Consider the following 18,657-nt stretch of genomic DNA (forward strand, 5'->3'; position numbering starts at 1 on the left):
TTCCGGGCGGGTCAAGAGTCTCAGGCCAGGCCGCGCACCGAGCGGGCCGGCGGGCGGGTGCCGCGGATGCTGGCCACCATGTCCAGCGTCTGCCGCGTCTCGGGCACGTTGTGTGCGCGGAACACCCGCGCGCCCATCCAGGCCGACACCGAGGTCGCGGCCAGGGTGCCGATCAGGCGTTCCTCGAGCGGGCGATCGAGCGTCTCGCCGACGAAGTCCTTGTTCGACAGCGACACCAGCACCGACCAGCCGGTCGCCACCATCTCGGGCAACCGGCGGCTGGCCTCGAGCGAGTGACGGGTGTTCTTACCGAAGTCGTGCCCCGGGTCGATGAGCACGCTCTCGTGCGGCACCCCGGCGGCCACGGCCCGTTCGGCCAGGCCGACGGTGCGTTCGAGGATGTCGGCCACGACGTCGTCGTAGGTGACGCGGTGCGGCCGGGTGCGCGGCTCGGCGCCGCCGGCGTGCGTGCACACGACGCCCACGCCGAACTGGCCGGCGACCTCGACCAGCTCGGGGTCCCAGCCGCCCCACGCGTCGTTGAGCAGGTCTGCGCCGGCCCGGCAGACGGCCTCGCCGACCTCGTGGCGCCAAGTGTCGACGCTGATGACGACGTCGGGGAACTCGGCGCGTACCGCGGCCACGAACGACACCGTCCGCTCCAGCTCTTCGGCAGTGTCGACCGGCTCGCCCGGCGCGGCCTTCACCCCGCCGATGTCGACGATCTCGGCGCCGTCGCGCACGACGTCGCGCACCCGCTGGAGTGCGGTCTCGAACGCGAACGTCTCGCCGCGGTCGTAGAACGAGTCCGGCGTGCGGTTAACGATCGCCATGATCAGCGGACGGTCGTCGCCGAAGTCGTGCCCGCCCAAGCTCAACATGTGGCCGGCCTCAGCACGGCGCGGCCGCGCCGGCGGCTGGTGGGCGTTCGCGCAGCGGCACGTCGCGTCCGTCCCACGGCGGATTACGGCCGCGGTCGTACTGCCACAGGACGGCGGCGTCCGCGTCGGCGTTGCTGCGGCCGGTGCGTCGCGAGGCCACCTCGATGAGCTCCGTCGCCATCACCCCGAGATCATGCACCGCCTGGTGCGAGTGGGCGCGGGCCCCCAGGTCCACCTGCGCGAGCGCCTCGAGGCCCCAGCGCTCGTGGACATCGAGCAGCAGCGCAATCTCGACGCCGTACCCGGTGGGCACCGGCAGCGCGGCGATGGTGTCGCGACGCACGGCCCACTCCCCCGCCAACGGCTGGACGACCGCGGCCAGCTCGGGGCGCCACAGGTTGAGCAACGGCCGGGCGACGAGCTCGGTGACCCGACCGCCCTGCGGCGCGTGCAGGCCGGACCCGTCGTCCAGCAACCGGTCATAGAAGCCCTTGACGAGCCGGACGCGGTCGTCGGTCAGCAGCGGCCCGAGCAGGTCGGACACGAAGTGCGTCCCCCAGCCGGTGAGGTCGGCGTCGATGAAGACAAGCAGCTCGCCGGTGGCAACGAACAGGGACTTCCAGATCGCCTCACCCTTGCCGGGCGCGCCCCCGAGGTCGGGACGGATGCTCCGAGCGGCATGCACCTGCGCGCCGGCGTCAGCGGCGATGCGGGCCGTGCCGTCCGTCGAGTCGGAGTCGATGACCACCAGCTCGTCCACCAAGGGATGGGTCTCGACGAGGTCGGCGCGGATGCCGGCCACGATCGCGCCGATCGTCGGCTCCTCGTTGCGAGCCGGGATCACCACGCTGACGCGCCGCCCTCGTTTCGCCGCGATCAGGGTCGCGACGTCCCACTCCCGCCCATCGGAGGTGGACCGGTCGAACCACGCCTGCGCCCGAGCGTCCACCATGGCATTGTGTCCTGCGCCAGAATGTCGGCGTGCTTGCCGAGCTGAGCGCCGCCCGCGCGGCTGCGAAACAGCGGCTGCCCGCCGACGTCCGGGACTACATTGCCCGCGGCGACCCGTTCGACGCGGCAGAGGCGGCCCTGACGCGGTGGGCGCTGCGACCGCGGGTGCTGCGTGACGTAGGCACGGTGTCGACGGCGAGGTGCTCGCCGATGGCGGGGTGCCCGACGGCGAGACGGCAGCTACCGCGCTGGCGCTCGGCGCGCAGGGTGTGTCCGTCGGTCGGCCGGTGCAGTGGGGCCTTGCCGCGGACGGCGCCCGCGGCGTCGAATCGGTGCTGAGTGCCCTTGATCGTGACCTCGCCCGTATCTGCGGTCTGCTCGGCGCTTGCGATGGCGACGAGCTGAGCCCCGATCTGATCACCCTCGACGCGACGCAGGATCCATCCCGACGCCGATGACACCGGCGACCCGGTCCAGGTCGACGTCGGACGCGAGCACGGTGTCACCGCGGCGCCAGGCAACGGCTGCGATCAGGCAATCGGTCAGGCCACGTGGGGTGACCCCCTGCCGGCGGCACCGCCGATAAATCCGTGCCGCGGCCTCGAAGTCCGACGCGGGATCGATCGAGTGCAGATCGAAGCGCAGCAGCAGCCGGCGCAGATCGCGCTCCCGAGTCTCGGTGCGTGCACCCGCCAAGACCTCCGTCACGACGGGTTCAGTGACGGCGAGCGGTCCCTCATCGGCGATCAACTGGCGAAGGCGAGTGTCGACGTCGCTGCCGGTGGCACGGTCGTACTCGACCCAGGCCGAGGTGTCGGCCAGGATCATGCGTCCGGCCGGGGACCGGTGTCAGCCGGCACGTCGTCAATCGAGCCCGAACCGCGCATGGCGAGCGCCTCATCTCGAGTCATCGGCTGGCCCGCGAGGTGACGTAATGCGAGGTCAACCGCCTCGGTCTTGGTGTGGACGCCGTAGCGATCCATGACGGCTTGAACGTAATCGTCCTCGATCTCGATGTTCGTTCGCACCCTCGCCATACACCTAGGCTACACGTCACGTGTACCTAACGTGTACGACGCTGCGCGGCGCTAGCGCAGCGCTCGCAGCAGCGTTCGGGCGATGGGCACGGCCTTGACCTTCGCGGTGTCGCCGCCGTAGACAAATACCGCGAAGGCGTAGTCGCCACGCACCCCGGCGAACCACGAGTGGCTGCGCGGTGGCGTGTCGGTGCCGTACTCGGCGGTGCCCGTCTTGCCTTCGACCCCGCCGACAGATGCGAGGTCGCGACCCGTGCCCTGCGGCAGGTCGACGGTGGCCCGCATCAGCGAGTTCAGAGCAGCGGTGCGGGCCGCCGGAATGGGCGTCCCGGGCGCGGTGGTGGTGCCAGCAACCAGCGAGGGCAGCACCGGCCTGCCCGTCGAGGCGTTGCCGGCGATCAGCGCCATGAGCAACGGCGAGACGAGCACCCGTCCCTGGCCGATTGCATCGGCGGCCTTCTCGGTCGGGCCGGCCGGCGCGGGCAGCGAGCCGGAGAACGCCTTGACGGGCAGCGTCCAAGTGGCGCCGAGTCCGAGCGAGGTCGCGGCCGTGCGCAGGGCGGCATCCGGCAGCGTCAGTGCGGTGGCGATGGCCGTGGTGTTGCAGGAGTAACCGAAGGCGTTGCGCAGCGGGATGATCGGGTAGGAGAAGCCGTCCTCGTTGGTGAATCGCCGGCCGTCGACGGTGATGGTGGCCGGGCATGCGACGCGCGTCGACGGCGTCAGCGTCGGACGGCTCGCGAACGCGGCGCTGTAGGTCACGATCTTGAAGGTCGAGCCGGCCGGGAACGCGCCCTGCAAGCCGAAGTCATAGGTGGTGGCTGCGCTGTTCGCGTCGGCGAGCACGTGACCCGTCGAGCGGGATACCACGACAATCGACGCCGCGGGTGCGACGCGGGACAGCGCCGCCTCGGCCGCCGTCTGCACCGTCCGGTCGATGGTGAGCCGCACCGGCGTCCCGGGTTGCGCGCGGGTGAGGGTAACCAGGGTGCGCACCGTCTGTTGCGACCCGAACCGGGCCGCGACGACGGACACACCCGCGCGGCCGGCGAGCCTGGCGTCGAACACCTGCTGCAACCCACCGGTGCCGGTCTGGTCGCCGGTCTGCAGGCGTCCTTTCGACGCCGCGATCTGGTCGGCCGTTGCCGCGCCGACCGTGCCGAGCAGCGGTTGGCCGAAGCCGGCCGTCGGGGCGAGCAACAGCGTGTCGGATTGGAAGACGGTGCCCGGCAGGTCGTAGATCCGGGCCTTGATCGTCTCGTACGCCGGCTTGCGCAGCGTGATGACGGGGACGAAGTCGGTGGGCGCCGCGGCCTTGACCGCGGCCGTCACCTCGGCGGCAGTGGTCTGCAGCGCCGGCACAGCGGAGAGCTGCCTGGCCAACCTCGGCAGGTCGGTGACGAGCTTGGGCTCCAGACCCACCCGCACGACGGGCGTGGGTGCGAACAGCGCCCGACCGGACCTGTCCTGCAGCGCGGCCCGGGCGGGTTGAGCGCGGCGTAGGAGCAGGTGCGTCTCGGCGGTCAGCGACGGGTGCAGGTCGCTCGGCGACCAGCTGATCTGCCAGGCCTTGCCCTGCTTGCGTAGCGCCAGCGAGCCTCGATAGCGCCAGCGGGTGGCGACGCCCGGGATCGTCCACGAGGCGGTGAACGACGCGGTGGCCTTCGTGCCCTTCGTCGCCACCTTGTCGACCTCCAGCGAGCCGCGGGCGCCTCGGCCCAGACCCGCGAGGCTCGCCGTCAGCGCGGTTCGGGCATCCGCGGGCTGGTTGGTGAGCTCGGCCGCGGTAGCGACCGAGCCCTTGCCGACGGCGTTCAGCCAGCGCTGCGCGGCACGCTGCTGGGCCGACGGTCCGGACCCACCGGTGCAGGCCGTCAGCACACCGGCGCCAAGCACGACAACGGCGAGCAGGGCCGCGGCGCGACGGATCATGCGAGGCCTGCTTCCGGTCTCCGGCTGCGGGGCCTCGACTGGCGGCCCAGCAGGGATCCGCTGCCGCTTGCCACGAGCACGGCCAGCGCCGTCGGTGCGAGCAGGACAAGTGCGACGTGCGGTACGTGGTCGGCGCCGACGAACTCGAGCGTCAGCACCGTGGCCGTCACCGGCGCGCGCTGGGTCACCGCGAGGAACGCAGCCGCGCCGACGACGGCGAACGACACCACCGGCTCCCCCGCCCACACGTGGTCGGCCAGCCGCGCAGCGACCGAGCCGAGTAGCGCCCCGGTGGCCAGCGCGGGCGTGACCACCCCGCCGATGGCTCCGGACGCCAGGCAGGCCGCCGTGGCCAGCGGCTTGAGTGCGAGCAGGAGTGCGGCCAGCCCCAGCTCGATCGTGCAGCTGACGGCCGCTCCGCAGCGCGCCAACGACCGAGAGCGACTCGCGTGCAAACACCCGGCGAGTCACCCACCAGGCCAGGCCCACCACGATCCCGGTACCGGCCAGCGCAAGCACGCGTCGGAGATGGCTCGCATGCTCGACACCGATGAGAAACGGGTACGTGGAGTAGCCGTAGAGCAGGTGCTGGATCGCGTGCAGCAACAACGTCAACGCCACCCCGAGCAGGCCCGCCGCGAGCCCGGTGCCCACCGTGGCCGCGATGACGCGCAGGGTGACGGATCGGTTCACCGCGGTGAGAGATGCTCGGTCAGCCACGCGACCAGCGCGGCCTCGACCTCTGCGCGGTTGGTCTCGTTGAGCAGCTCGTGGCGTGCGCCGGGGTAGTAGTCCTCCGTCACCGTGAGACCGGCCGACCGCATTGCCTCGGCGAGGGCCCTCGCCTGCGCCGTGAACGCCGACACCGGGTCACGTTCTCCGGCAATGACGAGCACCGGCAGCGTGGACGGCAGTCGGCCGACCTCGTCGGCACTGTCGCGGACGCCGGACAGCACCGCAGCGAGATAGCCGTACGTCAGCGGGTTCTGGTCGCCGCACCACGGGTCGGCGACGTAAGCGTCCACCTCGGCGTCGCTGCGGGACAGCCAGTCGTAGGGCGTGCGGGCCGGCTCGAACTCCTCGTTGAAGGGCCCGAGCGATTCGACGGGTGTGTCGGCGAGCCCGCCGTCGAGCGCGCCCTGCAGCTGCTGCAGCGCCACCTCGACCCCGGGCATGACCCCGATCGGCCCGGACAGCACCAACCCCGTCAGCGCGTCGGGGTGGGTTTCTGCGTAGCGCAACGCGATCACCGAGCCCATCGAGTGTCCGAGCAACAACACCGGGCCGGTCGCCAGGCTGACGACATGATCCAGATCGTCGAGGACGCCGGCCATCCCCCGCGGGCCGAGCAGTCCGGCACCGGTCGACGCCGAGGTCAGGCCGTGCCCGCGGTGATCGACGGCCAGCACCGAGAACCCGGCGGCGGTGAGCGTGGACGCCACGCGGGCGTAGCGGCCGGAGTGCTCGGACGCGCCGTGGGCGATGACGACGGTGGCCCGTGCCGCGCCGTCCGGCGTCCACTCGCGGTAGCCGATCGTCACGCCGTCGGCGTCGACGAAGGTGTGCTCGGTCATCGCGGTCCTCCCAGGAAGTCGAGCAGCAGCCCCGTGACCTGCTCCGGCGCTCGCACGGGCAGCCAGTGATCGACGCCAATTACCCGTTCGTAGCGCCACGGTGCGTCGACGAAGCGCGACGACTCGGTCATCTGCGCCTCGTTGAGGAACGGGTCGAGGTCGGACCACACCCCTAGCGTCGGGCAGGTCACGTGCGGCAGCCGGTCATCGGGGGGCATGCCGAATGTCTTCGGATCGATGTTGGCGCGGTACCAGTTCAGCGCCGCGGTCAGCGCCCCCGGACGGGCGAGTGCGTCGACCTGGCGCTGCTCGTCGACGCCGTCGGACGGTTCGCGCCAGCCCCACTGCCGCAGGAAAGCCCAGTCGTCGCGCGGCAGCACCGTCTCGGCGACGTCCGGCAGCAGGAACCAGAGCATGTACCAGGACAGCTCGCTCTGCTCCCAGCCGGCATGTGACCGGGCCGACGGGTGGCCGACCGACAGCGCAACGAGCGATGAGACGCGGCCGGGCGCGAACATGCCCATCGCCCAGGCCAACCCGGCGCCCCAGTCGTGCCCGATCACGGCGGCAGACGGGATCTCGAGAGCGTCGAGCAGGCCGGTGACGTCACCGATGAGGGTGCGCATCCGATAGGCCGACACGTCGACGGGACGCGAGCTGTCGCCGAACCCGCGCAGGTCGGGCGCGAGGACGCGGTACCCGGCGCCGGCCAGCGCCGGCACCTGGTGGCGCCAGAGCTCGGCGGTGTCCGGGAAACCGTGCAGCAGCAGCACCGGCGGTCCGTCGACCGGGCCCTCGGTCGTCACTGACAGCGTGACCCCGTTGACGTCGAATCGCTCGGTGGACACCACCTCACCATCTCATCAGAGGTCGGCCTCGCCGACCCCCCTGCCCGACAGTTGGGCAATGATCGAGCGATGACCGACATCGCGACGCGGCTCGCGACCTGGGCCGACGCGCTGGGCAGCGCTTCGCAGGAGGTCGCGGCCGAAGACGTCGCATTGGCGCAGCGCTCACTGGTCGACACCGTGGCTGTCACGCTCGCCGCGCGGTCGCACCCCCTCGGGCAGGCGGCGCGGGTGCTCAGCGAGCCGGGACGGTGGGCCGTGCTCGGGCACGTACTCGACTTCGACGACCTGCACATGCCGTCGACCACCCACGTCAGCGTGGTCTGCGTGCCCGCCGTGCTGGCCGCCGGCGGCGACGCGCGCGCGTACCTCGCGGCCGCCGGCGTCATGGCCCGTCTCGGCACCGCCCTGGGCTGGCCGCACTACGCCGCCGGCTGGCACGCGACCTGCACCGCCGGCGCGCCTGCCGCCGCCGTCGCGGCCGCGTCGTCGTGGGGGTTGTCGGTGCGTCAGACCGCGGTCGCGATCGCGCTGGCCGTCCCGGCCGCCGGCGGGGTGCAGCGCGCGTTCGGCTCCGATGCGAAGTCGCTGCAGGTCGGCTTCGCCGCCGAGGCCGGGTTGCGGGCGGCGCGGCTCGCCCGGGCCGGTGCCGACGCCGACACATCGGCGGTAGACGCCTGGCTGCCCCTGGTCGGCGGCGACGTGGCGCGGCTCGACACCGAATCCGGCGCCCCGGCCCTACCCGACGGTCTGGCGATCAAGATCTACCCGGCCTGCTACGCGCTGCAGCGACCGATCAGCGCCCTCGCGGGCCTGGGCATCGCGACGGGTGACGTCACCCGAATCGTTGCGCGCAGCCCGGTCGCCACCGTCGCCCCGTTGATCCACCACCGGCCAACCACCGGGTTGCAGGGCAAGTTCAGCCTCGAGTACGCGTGCGCGACCGCCCTGCTCGACGCCCACCAGGGGTTCGCCAGCTTCGCCGACGATGCGGTCCGGCGCGCCGAGGCGCAGCGGCTCGTCCGGCTCGTCGAGATCCAGCTGACGCCGGGCGGCAACGGCTTGCTGTCCGGCGCGTTCGAGGCCGAGGTGTACACCGGCCGGGGTGTCGAGACGGCCTGGCTCGACCTGCCGCCCGGCGCCCCGCGACGCCCGCCGACGCCCGAACAGCTCGCGGCCAAGGTGACCGACTGTCTGGGCGGCCTGACCCTCGACCCGCAGTCGTGGACGTGGTCCACCGCCGCCGACGTGCTGCGCGAGCACCTCGGGTGACCTGCGCCGGGTCTACGTCGGAACGAACCGGGCTCGACGCCGTGTTGCCGACCCGTGAGCACCATGAGCGTGACGTCGCAACCCGCGTCGAAGGATCCGTCGAGAACCACGCGGCGCCTGCCCCGCGCCGCCGCCTTCTGGACCCGGCGAGCGCCGTCAGCGCGCTCGCGCCCCGCACCATCAGCACGGTGGGCACGGCGACGCTGGTGGCCGGCACCCTGGTCTTCCTGCTCGGGATCGACCGCGAGTCGCTGGCCACCTTCGTGGTCGCCGCGGTCGTCGCCGGCGTGGGCTTCGGCTCGGCGTTCCTTGGCGTGCTGCGCTCGATGACCCAACTGGCGCAGCCGCACGAGCGGGCGTCATTGCTCTCGGCCGTGTACGTCTTCAGCTACCTCGCCTTCAGCGTCCCGGCCGTCGTCGGTGGGGTACTCATCACCCACATCGGCCTGCGCGACTCCTCTCTCGCCTACGGCACCCTCGTTGCCGTCCTTGCGGTGTTCAGCCTGGGAATTGCGGTGGCCGCCAGCGCGGCGCACCCACCCGGTGCCGCAACAGGCCTGATCGACACCCAACGGCCACCCGGATGCCACGTACCGGACCCCTCCGCGAGGAAGTGTCGACGCATGGCCGCCAGGACGCAGACGCGAATGCCTGCGCGCGAGCGCGTCACCGCTGCGCTGAATGCGCCACTGGCGAGCGCGCTGGGCTGTTTCCTGCTCGACCCGGACGATGCGTCGTCGGGCGTGGCCTTCGTGCCCGGGGAGCTGGCCGACAACGGCACGGGCGGGGTACATGCCGCGGCCTTGGCCGCGGTGCTCGAGCTGGCCGCCGACCTGCTCGTACTGCCCACCCTCGACGACGACGAGCACGCGGTCACCCACGCCAGTTCGCTACAGGTGCTGGGCGGGGCAGTGCGCGGCTACCGGGTGGAGGCCCGCGCGCAGCTCGATCGACGCTCACGCCGGTTGGCGTTCGTATCCGCCGCAGCCACCGTCGACGGCATGGTCGTCGCCACGGCTCAGCTCACTGAATCCGTGGTCAAACGGAAGCAGTGAAGTCGACGAGCATCCCGTTCGCCCGAGGATCGGGCTTGCGCTCGCCCGCCACCGCGGTACCGACCATCAGGGCCAGTGCGAGGGCGAACACGAGAGCGCCGGTCACGCCGAACACCGCGACCGCGCGGGTCGGACGGGTTGCCGGCGCCCCGTGCACGTCGATCTTGCCCGGAACCGGCGGCGTGGCGCCCGCCAGGAACACGGCGGTGTCGCCGGGCGCGGGCGTCTGCACCCGGACGGTGGGATCCGCAGTCATGGCCAGCGTGGCAACCACGCCGTAGCACCGGTTCTGTCCCGGAACGGGGCTGCGGAACGGGTAGTCGCCGTCGCCGTCCGTAGCGACCATGGTGGAGCCGCCCGTCTGGCCGGTCGTTGCAAGAAAGGGCAGGCCGTGGCAGCCCGTCACCGGGGCCGGGGCCGATACCAGCCCGACGGTGACATTGCCGGCCAGCCCCAGCGTGCCGGTGACGTGGATGGTGCCGTCCATCGGCACACCCTGCCGGCCGTCGTAGGCGCTGTTGGTGACGCGCACGGCGGGGGCGATGACCGTGACTGTCGTGCCGGCGGTGCCGGGTGCCGTCGACACCACCACCGAGCGGCCTTCCTGGGTCACCGTCGAGCGAGCCACGAGCGCATAGCACCCCGTCGCGGTGACTGCCGTCGTGCGCACCGCGGCCGTCAACCGGTTGCCCCGCGCGGCCAACGCGACGTCGGCCGAGCGGGCGACCACCTTGGCGCGGGTCCACGTCAGGCCTGTGTCGCAGTGCCCGCCGGCCGCGGCGGGCAGCGGGCCGTAGGTGGTCACCGTCGAGGACACCGACGCGCCGGCCGCCTGGGTGGCCGTCACCGTCGCGGTGAGCGCACCGACCCGCGAGATGCCGGAGCCCACCGATTGCGTCACTTGCAGCGCCGACACCACCGCCGCCTTGGCCGGGTCGGCACTGACCGTGGCGGTCACCGCGGGCGTGGCGTCGGTGGTGACGACACTGCCGGCGAAGGCGTAGCAGCCGGGTTGCAACGCGCCGGTGCTGCCGATCGGCTTCGGGCCGTCGCCGACGAAGGCGAAGGTGCCGCTCCAGACGCTTGTTGCGCCCGCGAAGTTCGCGTCCGAACAGGTGCCCCCGGCTGGCGGCTGCACCGGGCCGAGGACGGTCGTCGTTCCGGTGCCCGCGTACCCGTCCGTGTCGGTGACAGTGGGGATCGGGGTCAGCGAGCCGCCGGCCAGCACCAGGGCCGCGCCGCCGGTGATGCTGAGCTGCGGGGTGGGATGCAGTACCGGCACGACGGACGCGCGGGCCACGAAGGGTTGCGGCGCGCCGAGGGTCACCGATGCAGGACCGGATCCGATCAGACGCAGGCCGGTTGGTTCGGCCACGGTGGCGGTGAGCGGGCCCCCCTCCTGGGCGACGGGGAGGCGGGTACTCGCACGTCCATCGGCACCGGTGACGACGGTGCTTGCGGTGCCTTGGGCGGCGAACGACACCGCGATGCCCGGAGCGGGCACGCCCGTAGCGGACCGGACGGTTGCGATCACCGGGGCGCTGGACCCGGGCTTGGCGCGGACGTCCGACACCTGCACCGTGTACGGGCCGGCGAAGCGGCGCGCCGCGAGCGCCAGCGCCGAGGCGTCCGCGGCCGAGGTGCCCTGCTGACCGAGACACTGCTGTTGGGCGGCGCCGCCACCGAATGACTGGGCGACGAGCGCGCTGGTCTCGGCTACCTGAACCGGCGAACCGACACCCGGATGGCCTATGAGGTAGGCCAGGACGGACAGCTCGGTCGCGCTGAGCCCGCGGCTCCCCGGGGCGAGGTCGCGGGTCGCGCCGCTGAGCGGTGCCGCGCCGTAGGACGACCCGCGGGCCACGACATCAGCCACCGAGAACGCCGCCGTGCCGTCGACCGTCCAGGACGCAAGGGCTACCCGGCGCCCGTCAGACAGCGTGCAGATCACCCCGGAGCGGTAGTTCGCGCCGGTCGCTCCCCAAGGGGTGTCGGCCTGTGCCGCGACCGTCGGCAGCAACAGGACGAGCAGGACGCCCACGACGGCCCTCCACGCGGTGCCGGCGCGCAGCAGCGAACGGCATGGACGTCGGGGCATGGGTTGGATCATGAGGCGTCCCAACCCGCTTTCCTGACAGCACGCGCCGCACGGCCGGCTGTGAACGTCGGCGCAGTTACAGTCCCAGCATGCCTCACGATGTCGCCCTGAAGACGATGAACCTCGCGCACCGGCTGCTCATCAAGGCGAGCCTGGGTCGGTTCGGCTACGACGCTGGGAACATGCCGGTGCTCGAGCTGACCACCGTCGGGCGTAAGAGCGGCGCCGCGAGGTCGGTGATGCTGACGGCAGCCGGGCAGGACGGCGACCGGCTGATCGTAGTGGCCTCGCGAGGCGGCGACCCGACGCACCCGGCGTGGTTCCTGAACCTGCGCGACAACCCGGACGTCGAGGTCAAGCTGCGCGACGGCCCACGCGTCCCGATGCGGGCGACGGTGCTGAGCGCCGACGAGCGCGCGCGGGTGTGGCCAGAACTCTCGACCCGGCACCCGATGTATGCCGCCTACCAGAAGCGAACCGACCGCGAGATCCCGCTCGTATGGCTGGCGCCGCGCTGACGGCGCCGCTCGCACTGGTCGGTACCTGGCAGCTGCACCGCCGCCTGGCCGATCTGCGCACGGGCACGGCGGGCACGATGACCGGCACGTTGGCGCTCAGCGTGGACACCGAAGGCGTCGAGTGGTCGGAGTCCGGCGTGCTGCATTGGACGGGCCGCGACGTCGAGGTGACCCGGCGCTACCTGCTGCGTGACGGTTCCGACGGCTGGTGGGTGTACTTCGACGACGGTCGGCCCTTCCACCCTTGGACGCCGGGCCGAACCGTCGAGCACCCGTGCCGCGCCGATCTGTACCGGGGCCTTGTCCGGGTGGACTCGCCGCACCGCTGGCGCATCGCCTGGGACGTCATCGGGCCGGCGAAGCACCAGCGCATCGTCAGCCGGCTCGTCAGGCGCGGCGTCCCGAAAGCCGCCACACTCGAGGCACCGACCCACCAGGAGGACCGATGACGAACCTCGCCAGCAACCTCGTCGACGCCGCGAGCGAGCATGCCGGCCGCACTGCGGTCCGGCTCGACGACGCGACGCTGACCTACGCCGAGCTGCATCGGGCGGCGGCCGCGGTGGCGGGTGACCTCGTGGCGCGGGGCATCTCGCCGGGCGACCGCGTGGGCCTCGTGCTGCCCAACGTGCCCGCCTACCCGGTCCTGTTCTATGGCGCGCTCTACGCCGGAGCAATCGTGGTGCCGATGAACCCGTTGCTCAAGGCACGCGAGGTCGAGTACTACCTCAAGGACTCCGGCATGTCGCTCGTGTTCGGGTGGGACGGTGGCGGCGACGCAGTGCCGCAGGGCGCCGAGGCCGTCGGCATACCTTCGGTCATGGTCGGTGCGCTCGGACCTGATGCTCTTGACGGTTCACCGATCGACGATCCGGTCGAACGCGCCGACGACGACACCGCAGTCATCCTCTACACCTCGGGCACCACCGGGCAGCCCAAGGGCGCCGAGTTGACGCACCACAATCTGAACAGCAACGCGAGCACGACCGTCACGGCACTGGTGCAGACCGGGCCGGACGACGTCGTGATGGGCTGCCTGCCGCTGTTCCACGTCTTCGGCCTGACGTGCGGGCTCAACGCGTCGGTGATCGCCGGCGCGTGCCTGACCCTTATCCCTCGCTTCGACGCCGGCAAGGCGCTGGAGGTCGTTGCCCGCGACCGCGTGACGGTGTTCGAGGGCGTCCCGACCATGTACGCGGGCATGCTGCACCACCCCGACGCCGACAGCGCGGACATGTCCTCGCTGCGCACCTGCATCACCGGCGGCTCGGCGATGCCCGTCGAGATCCTGAACTCCTTCGAGAAGGCCTTCGGCTGCGAGATCTTCGAGGGTTACGGGCTGTCCGAGACGGCGCCTGTCGCGTCGTTCAACCAGCCGGGCCACGAACGCAAGCCCGGCACGATCGGCTTCCCGGTGCCCGGGTGCGAGATGCGCCTTGTCGACGACGACGGTGCCGAAGTCGAGGACGGCGACCCCGGCGAGATCGCCATCCGCGGCGAGAACGTGATGAAGGGGTACTGGGGGCGGCCCGACGCCACCGCCGAGGCCATCCCCGACGGCTGGTTCCGATCCGGCGACATCGCCACCAAGGACGACGACGGCTACTACACGATCGTCGACCGCAAGAAGGACCTGATCATCCGTGGCGGCTACAACGTCTACCCGCGCGAGATCGAGGAGGTGCTGTACGAGCACCCCGCCGTGGCCGAGGCGGCCGTCATCGGCATCCCGCATTCCGAACTCGGCGAGGACGTCGGCGCCGCGGTCGCGTTCAAGCAGGGCGAGTCGGCCACCGTCGAGGAGCTGCAGGCGTTCGTCAAGGAGCGCGTCGCGGCCTACAAGTATCCACGCGAGATCTGGGTCGTCGACGAGCTGCCCAAGGGCCCCACCGGCAAGATCCTGCGTCGCGAGGTCAAGGCCGCGCAGGACTGACCTCTGCCGACAACCATGGGTGCGGATCTGCAGGTGTAGTACGCCGTGTTACACCGGCAGAACCGAACACCAGTCCTGTGGCCACAACTACCGTCACCACCATGACGTCGCGACGCTTGCTGCCGGCGGCATCCGCACCCGGAGCGGATCTCCCGGTACGCCCGGCGCTCAAGGACGTCGTGACGGCGCTGCAGGAGCGCGGTACGGCCGTGCTGGTGTCCCCACCGGGCTCGGGCAAGACGTCCCTGCTGCCGCTGGCGCTGGCCGATGCGTTCGACGGACAGGTGATCGTCGCCGAGCCGCGCCGGCTTGCCACGCGCGCGGCCGCACAACGCCTGGCCACGCTCGTCGGCGAGCCGCTCGGCGAATCCATTGGGTACGCGATGCGCGGCGAGCGCGCGGGCGGGCGCGACATCCGCGTCGAAGTGGTCACAACCGGGCTGCTCGTCCAGCGCCTGCAACGCGACCCGGACCTGCCCGGCGTCGCAGCCGTGGTGATCGACGAGTGTCACGAGCGACACCTGGACGCCGACCTCGCGTTGGCTTTCTGCATGGACGTGCGCGCGACCCTGCGCGACGATCTTGCCGTGGTCGCGACGTCAGCCACGCCAGACATCGGTGCCATGACGCGAGCGCTCGGCGACGGCAGGCCGGCGCCCGTGCTCACCGCCGAGGCCGCCCGTTTCGACGTCAACACGATCTGGGCCCCACCACCGACCCCGCTGCCGCTGCTGCCCGGGGCACGCGTCGACCGCCGCCTGCTCACCCACGTTGCCGACGTGACTCGACGAGCGCTTGCCGAGGGTGACGGTGACGTGCTCGTGTTCGTGCCCGGCGAGAGCGAGATCCGTACGGTCTCCACAGCGTTGTCCGACGTCGCCGAGGTGCTGCCGCTCTACGGGCGCCAGTCGCGCGCGGACCAGCAGCGGATCTTCGAGCCGTCGGGACGGCGACGCGTAGTGGTGACGACGTCCGTGGCCGAGAGCTCGTTGACCGTCCCGGGCGTGCGGGCGGTCGTCGACAGCGGGCTGGCCCGCCAACCGCGGCTCGACCCGGCCCGCGGCCTGACGGCGCTCGTTACCACCCGGGTCTCGCGGGCGTCCGCCGACCAGCGGGCCGGCCGCGCGGGACGCGAGGGACCGGGTCGCGCTTACCGGTGCTGGTCCGAGAGCGAGCACGTCCACCTCTCCCCGCAGACACTGCCCGAGATCGCGACGACCGACCTGGCCGGCTTCGCCCTCGCAGTCGCGGCATGGGGCTCGCCCGGCGGCGCGGGCCTGGCGCTGCTCGACGCGCCGCCCGCACCGGCGCTCACCGCTGCGCAGGAACTGCTGCGCACCCTCGACGCCGTCGGCGCCGACGGGCGCATCACCGAGCGGGGCCGGCGCCTGGCAGCGGTCGGCACCCACCCGCGACTTGCGCGTGCCCTCCTGGACGGGGCAGAGCTGGTGGGCGCCGAGCGGGCGGACGAGGTGGTGGCCCTGCTGTCCGACGACAGCCTCGCCGGCCGTAATGACGACCTGCCCGCGAGGCTGCGCGAGCTGCGCAGCGGGCGTGACCGCGCCGCCACCGCGCGCTGGCGCGAGGAGATCCGTCGGCTGCGCACCGCCGAGCGCCGAGGCGGGCGACGGGAGGTAGGCGACGATCTCGCAGTCGGCACGGTGGTAGGGCTCGCCTACTCCGACCGGCTGGCCCGCGCCCGCCGCCCGGACTCGGCTGCGTACCTCACCAGCGGCGGCACCGGCGCCGCCCTCGCCGACGGTTCCGGGCTGCGCGGATCACCGTGGCTCGCGATCGCCGTCGCCGACCGCCCGGTCGGGCGGACCGACGCACGCATCCGCTCGGCCGCACCGATCGACGAGGCGACGGCACGGCTCGTCGCGCCCGACCTGTTGCACACCGACGACGAGATCGCCTGGACGGACGCCGGTCTGGTCGCCCGGCGCGTCCAGGCTCTGGGCGCGCTACCGCTGACGGAGTCGCCGATCGACCGACCCGATCCGGCCCGGGTACTCGCCGCCGTCCGTGACGGCATCGTCCGCTCGGGCCTGGACGTGCTGAGCTGGACCGACGCCGCCCACTCGCTGCGCGAACGGCTCGCCTTCTGCCACGCCCACCTCGACGCACCGTGGCCGGCCGTCGACGACGGAGCCCTGCTCACTGCGCTCGACACCTGGCTGGGCCCCGATCTCGCCCGCGTGCGCCGCACTCGCGACCTCGCACGCATCGACGTCGCCGCCGCGCTGCGTCGGCTGCTGCCCTGGCCGGCCGCCACCCGCTTCGACGAGCTGGCGCCCGAGCGGCTGACCGTGCCGTCGGGCTCCCGCGTGCGCGTCGGCTACGACGGCGCGCAACCGCCGGTGGTGGCCGTCAAACTGCAGGAGACCTTCGGGTGGACCGCGACCCCGGCGCTCGCCGACGGCCGTGCACCGGTGGTGCTGCACCTGCTGTCACCTGCTGGCCGGACGGTGGCCGTCACGGCGGACCTCTCGTCGTTCTGGACGCAGGGATACCCTCAGGTACGGTCCGAGCTGCGCGCCCGGTATCCGAAGCATCCGTGGCCCGATAACCCGCTCACCGCCACGCCGACGGCCCGCACGCAGCGGCGCCGCTGAGGAGGTCAGGTGCCGGTCGGGTTCGTGCGCAAACTGCGCTCGTCGGCCCGCCGCACCTGCAACCGTCCCTCGTGCAGCCGCGTCTCGAGCAGCGGCTGCGGACGGTTGGCCGGCCCGGACTGCACCGAGCCGTCGTCGAGTGAGAACGCGCTGTCGTGCCAGGGGCACACAACGCAACCGTCGACGACCGAACCCTCGTGCAGCGGCGCGCCGCGGTGGGTGCAGCGATCGGCCATGACTACCGGCCGACCGGCCCGCACCGTCACGAGCACCGGCACCCCGGCGACCTGCACCGAGGTCAGCGCGTCCTCGCCCGGCAGGTCGTCGACCGCCAAGGCGTCCGTCCAGTCGGCCGGGTACTGCTGGAAGGCCGTGGTGTCGACGCCGACGCCCTGCGCGTAGGCCAGGTGCCCGCCGAGGTAGCCGCCGGCGCTGAGTAGCGAGGCGCCGGCCAGCGAGCAGCCGATCCCCGTACCCCGCCGGCCGGCACGACGCGCGAACCACGACGCGGCGTACATCCCGATGGCGCCGTAGTTGAACAACGCATGGACCAGCCCGACGCGCTTCTCCGCGCCCTCCGTGGACAGCCAGTCCGACGCCCCGGACGCCGCGGTCGGAAGGGCCGACACCAGTCCCAGCCCGACGAGCCGACGGGCGCCTTCCTCGTCGCCGACGGCGTCCAACAGCAGCGACGACGACCAGGCCCCGATCGGCACTGCGACGAGCAACGGGTGCAGCGGGTGCCCGATCGGCGTTCCGCTGAGCGTGTCCTCGACGGCACCTGGCCGAATGACCTTGCGCAGCACGCCGCTGAGCGCGGAGGCAGGTGCGTCGAGGGCGGCATTGCCCTCGATGCGGTCGACGAGGCTCTCGAGCAGGCGAGGTGTGCGCACGGCGGTCTCCAAGGATACGAGGGGCGGGCGGGGCGGGCCAGTGGCGTTGGTGAGGCTCTACCGCCGCGCGAGGGCCGGCTAACCGGCAGCTGCGTCCGACGGCGCCGACACGCCGAGAGCGGTTGACTGATAATTCGTCACATTCGAGGATGGGGCGGTCGTCCCACCGTTCTTCGAAGCATCCGGGGGGCTGGGACCTCGATAGTCAGGACGCGCACGTGCAGATGCTCAGCAGCACCATCCCGTGCCCGCGATGCGGTGCGAACTCAGTCGTCACCATCTTCGGCCCGAACGGGCCGGACCTCAGCCGGGCCGAGATCTCCTTCGCCTGCCAGGTCGGGCACGACGTGCCGGTCGTCGACGTGCTGGCCGCGTGGGAGGTCAGCCGCGGCGTGCAGACCACCGCCGGCTGACCCCTACTCGGTCACCCTCAGCTGCTCTTCCTGGCCGCCTTCTTCGCTGTGGCCTTCTTCGCGGCCGCCTTCTTTGCTGCCACCTTCTTCGCGGCCGCCTTCTTCGCTGCCACCTTCTTTGCTGTCGCCTTCTTCGCTGTCGCCTTCTTCGCCGGCGCCTCCTTTGCAGCAGCCGCCTTCTTGGCCGGGACCTTGGCTACAGCCTTCTTCGCGGCCGCCTTCTTCGCTGTGGCCTTCCTGGCCGCCGCCTTCTTCGACAGCGCCGGCGGTGATACCGGGTCGGCGGCCGCCGTGACGTCCGCGACGACGCCGGCAACATCGGTCTCTTGTGCCGCGTCCCGGTGCAGTGTCGAGCCGTAATCGTTGATGACGTGTGCCGACTGGTCATCGAACCAACGACCGCCGCTGGCCAGGTACCGGAAGTGCACGTCACCGGGGTGGTGTACCTCGACGAGCACCACGAGGCTGCCGTCCTCCTGCGGGGCGAGCACGTGCACCCCGGGCACCCAGTCGTTGAACGACCCGACGACCGAGACCACCTCGTCGTCAGCGGAGTCGAGAGTGCCGGAATCGAGGACGAACTGGGCAAAGGTGCGTCCGCTGCTGCGGTCCACGAGAAGAAGCGCTGTCATGTCGG

General features: G+C 72.1%; 19 protein-coding genes. 8 read left to right on the top strand and 11 right to left on the bottom strand.

Features of this window, described 5'->3' with window-relative positions:
* Positions 1-20 precede the first annotated feature (20 nt).
* The gene (gene folP, locus ACFFC4_RS14845; protein ID WP_375502201.1) at positions 21-881 is read right to left on the bottom strand and encodes a dihydropteroate synthase; all 861 of its coding nucleotides are present in this window, start codon (positions 879-881) and stop codon (positions 21-23) included.
* 10 nt (positions 882-891) lie between these two features.
* Positions 892-1,833, bottom strand: coding sequence for a glucosyl-3-phosphoglycerate synthase (locus tag ACFFC4_RS14850; protein WP_375502202.1), 942 nt, complete (start codon positions 1,831-1,833; stop codon positions 892-894).
* Between the two features lie 217 nt (positions 1,834-2,050).
* Between ACFFC4_RS14850 and ACFFC4_RS14855 the strand changes: the two genes are divergently transcribed.
* Positions 2,051-2,290 carry an alpha-hydroxy-acid oxidizing protein gene (locus tag ACFFC4_RS14855; RefSeq protein WP_375502336.1) on the top strand — a complete coding sequence of 80 codons (240 nt, stop codon included), beginning with the start codon at positions 2,051-2,053 and terminating at the stop codon, positions 2,288-2,290.
* Here ACFFC4_RS14855 and ACFFC4_RS14860 read toward each other — a convergent pair.
* The 6 genes from ACFFC4_RS14860 to ACFFC4_RS14885 form a co-directional block, all read right to left on the bottom strand.
* Complete coding sequence (locus tag ACFFC4_RS14860) at positions 2,250-2,660, bottom strand: PIN domain nuclease (protein ID WP_375502204.1); 411 nt, start codon at positions 2,658-2,660, stop codon at positions 2,250-2,252. The two genes, ACFFC4_RS14855 and ACFFC4_RS14860, sit on opposite strands and share 41 nt — an antisense overlap.
* Complete coding sequence (locus ACFFC4_RS14865; RefSeq protein WP_375502206.1) at positions 2,657-2,869, bottom strand: type II toxin-antitoxin system VapB family antitoxin; 213 nt, start codon at positions 2,867-2,869, stop codon at positions 2,657-2,659. Before ACFFC4_RS14865 ends, ACFFC4_RS14860 begins: the two co-directional genes overlap by 4 nt.
* A gap of 51 nt (positions 2,870-2,920) precedes the next feature.
* Positions 2,921-4,801, bottom strand: a complete 1,881-nt coding sequence (locus ACFFC4_RS14870) for a penicillin-binding transpeptidase domain-containing protein (RefSeq protein WP_375502208.1) — start codon at positions 4,799-4,801, stop codon at positions 2,921-2,923.
* Entirely contained in the window at positions 4,798-5,232 is a 435-nt protein-coding gene (locus tag ACFFC4_RS14875; RefSeq protein WP_375502210.1) for a chloride channel protein, read from the bottom strand. The genes ACFFC4_RS14870 and ACFFC4_RS14875 overlap by 4 nt, the downstream gene beginning before the upstream one ends.
* A 258-nt stretch (positions 5,233-5,490) precedes the next feature.
* Positions 5,491-6,375: an alpha/beta fold hydrolase gene (locus ACFFC4_RS14880; RefSeq protein ID WP_375502212.1), complete on the bottom strand. Its 885-nt coding sequence runs from the start codon at positions 6,373-6,375 to the stop codon at positions 5,491-5,493.
* Positions 6,372-7,223: an alpha/beta fold hydrolase gene (locus ACFFC4_RS14885; protein ID WP_375502214.1), complete on the bottom strand. Its 852-nt coding sequence runs from the start codon at positions 7,221-7,223 to the stop codon at positions 6,372-6,374. Before ACFFC4_RS14885 ends, ACFFC4_RS14880 begins: the two co-directional genes overlap by 4 nt.
* Positions 7,224-7,292: 69 nt before the next feature.
* On the opposite strand from ACFFC4_RS14885, the gene ACFFC4_RS14890 reads away from it, so the two are divergent.
* Together ACFFC4_RS14890 and ACFFC4_RS14895 are read left to right on the top strand one after the other, a co-directional pair.
* The gene (locus ACFFC4_RS14890; RefSeq protein WP_375502216.1) at positions 7,293-8,495 is read left to right on the top strand and encodes an MmgE/PrpD family protein; all 1,203 of its coding nucleotides are present in this window, start codon (positions 7,293-7,295) and stop codon (positions 8,493-8,495) included.
* A gap of 41 nt (positions 8,496-8,536) precedes the next feature.
* Positions 8,537-9,550, top strand: coding sequence for a hypothetical protein (locus tag ACFFC4_RS14895; protein WP_375502218.1), 1,014 nt, complete (start codon positions 8,537-8,539; stop codon positions 9,548-9,550).
* Here ACFFC4_RS14895 and ACFFC4_RS14900 read toward each other — a convergent pair.
* A complete protein-coding gene (locus ACFFC4_RS14900) occupies positions 9,534-11,648 on the bottom strand; it encodes a hypothetical protein (protein WP_375502220.1) in 2,115 nt (704 codons plus the stop codon). The genes ACFFC4_RS14895 and ACFFC4_RS14900 overlap by 17 nt on opposite strands.
* Before the next feature lie 89 nt (positions 11,649-11,737).
* Here ACFFC4_RS14900 and ACFFC4_RS14905 point away from each other — a divergent pair, with 89 nt between their 5' ends.
* From ACFFC4_RS14905 to hrpB, 4 genes are all read left to right on the top strand, one after another.
* Entirely contained in the window at positions 11,738-12,166 is a 429-nt protein-coding gene (locus tag ACFFC4_RS14905; protein ID WP_375502222.1) for a nitroreductase/quinone reductase family protein, read from the top strand.
* Positions 12,148-12,615: a DUF6314 family protein gene (locus ACFFC4_RS14910; protein WP_375502224.1), complete on the top strand. Its 468-nt coding sequence runs from the start codon at positions 12,148-12,150 to the stop codon at positions 12,613-12,615. The genes ACFFC4_RS14905 and ACFFC4_RS14910 overlap by 19 nt, the downstream gene beginning before the upstream one ends.
* On the top strand, positions 12,612-14,099 hold the full coding sequence (locus ACFFC4_RS14915; protein ID WP_375502226.1) for a long-chain fatty acid--CoA ligase: 1,488 nt from the start codon (positions 12,612-12,614) through the stop codon (positions 14,097-14,099). Before ACFFC4_RS14910 ends, ACFFC4_RS14915 begins: the two co-directional genes overlap by 4 nt.
* A 101-nt stretch (positions 14,100-14,200) precedes the next feature.
* Entirely contained in the window at positions 14,201-16,714 is a 2,514-nt protein-coding gene (hrpB, locus tag ACFFC4_RS14920) for an ATP-dependent helicase HrpB (RefSeq protein WP_375502228.1), read from the top strand.
* 5 nt (positions 16,715-16,719) lie between these two features.
* Here hrpB and ACFFC4_RS14925 read toward each other — a convergent pair whose 3' ends face one another.
* Positions 16,720-17,607, bottom strand: a complete 888-nt coding sequence (locus tag ACFFC4_RS14925) for a Rieske 2Fe-2S domain-containing protein (RefSeq protein ID WP_375502230.1) — start codon at positions 17,605-17,607, stop codon at positions 16,720-16,722.
* A 218-nt stretch (positions 17,608-17,825) separates the two neighbouring features.
* Between ACFFC4_RS14925 and ACFFC4_RS14930 the strand changes: the two genes are divergently transcribed.
* Positions 17,826-18,020 (top strand): hypothetical protein, encoded by a 195-nt coding sequence (locus ACFFC4_RS14930; RefSeq protein WP_375502232.1) that lies wholly within the window; start codon positions 17,826-17,828, stop codon positions 18,018-18,020.
* Positions 18,021-18,037: 17 nt separating this feature from the next.
* On the opposite strand, the gene ACFFC4_RS14935 is transcribed toward ACFFC4_RS14930, so the two are convergent.
* Positions 18,038-18,652 (bottom strand): hypothetical protein, encoded by a 615-nt coding sequence (locus ACFFC4_RS14935; protein WP_375502234.1) that lies wholly within the window; start codon positions 18,650-18,652, stop codon positions 18,038-18,040.
* Positions 18,653-18,657 lie beyond the last annotated feature (5 nt).

Origin of the sequence: uncultured Jatrophihabitans sp. (assembly GCF_964244045.1) — a bacterium.
Classification (GTDB): Bacteria; Actinomycetota; Actinomycetes; order Mycobacteriales; family Jatrophihabitantaceae; genus Jatrophihabitans.

What these genes read in the sequence shown, in the direction of transcription:
- folP (WP_375502201.1), bottom strand. Translation starts at nt 881, where the DNA reads ATGTTGAGCTTGGGCGGGCACGACTTCGGCGACGACCGTCCGCTGATC.
- ACFFC4_RS14850 (WP_375502202.1), bottom strand. Translation starts at nt 1,833, where the DNA reads ATGGTGGACGCTCGGGCGCAGGCGTGGTTCGACCGGTCCACCTCCGAT.
- ACFFC4_RS14860 (WP_375502204.1), bottom strand. Translation starts at nt 2,660, where the DNA reads ATGATCCTGGCCGACACCTCGGCCTGGGTCGAGTACGACCGTGCCACC.
- ACFFC4_RS14865 (WP_375502206.1), bottom strand. Translation starts at nt 2,869, where the DNA reads ATGGCGAGGGTGCGAACGAACATCGAGATCGAGGACGATTACGTTCAA.
- ACFFC4_RS14870 (WP_375502208.1), bottom strand. Translation starts at nt 4,801, where the DNA reads ATGATCCGTCGCGCCGCGGCCCTGCTCGCCGTTGTCGTGCTTGGCGCC.
- ACFFC4_RS14880 (WP_375502212.1), bottom strand. Translation starts at nt 6,375, where the DNA reads ATGACCGAGCACACCTTCGTCGACGCCGACGGCGTGACGATCGGCTAC.
- ACFFC4_RS14890 (WP_375502216.1), top strand. Translation starts at nt 7,293, where the DNA reads ATGACCGACATCGCGACGCGGCTCGCGACCTGGGCCGACGCGCTGGGC.
- ACFFC4_RS14900 (WP_375502220.1), bottom strand. Translation starts at nt 11,648, where the DNA reads ATGCCCCGACGTCCATGCCGTTCGCTGCTGCGCGCCGGCACCGCGTGG.
- ACFFC4_RS14905 (WP_375502222.1), top strand. Translation starts at nt 11,738, where the DNA reads ATGCCTCACGATGTCGCCCTGAAGACGATGAACCTCGCGCACCGGCTG.
- ACFFC4_RS14910 (WP_375502224.1), top strand. Translation starts at nt 12,148, where the DNA reads ATGGCTGGCGCCGCGCTGACGGCGCCGCTCGCACTGGTCGGTACCTGG.
- ACFFC4_RS14915 (WP_375502226.1), top strand. Translation starts at nt 12,612, where the DNA reads ATGACGAACCTCGCCAGCAACCTCGTCGACGCCGCGAGCGAGCATGCC.
- hrpB (WP_375502228.1), top strand. Translation starts at nt 14,201, where the DNA reads ATGACGTCGCGACGCTTGCTGCCGGCGGCATCCGCACCCGGAGCGGAT.
- ACFFC4_RS14935 (WP_375502234.1), bottom strand. Translation starts at nt 18,652, where the DNA reads ATGACAGCGCTTCTTCTCGTGGACCGCAGCAGCGGACGCACCTTTGCC.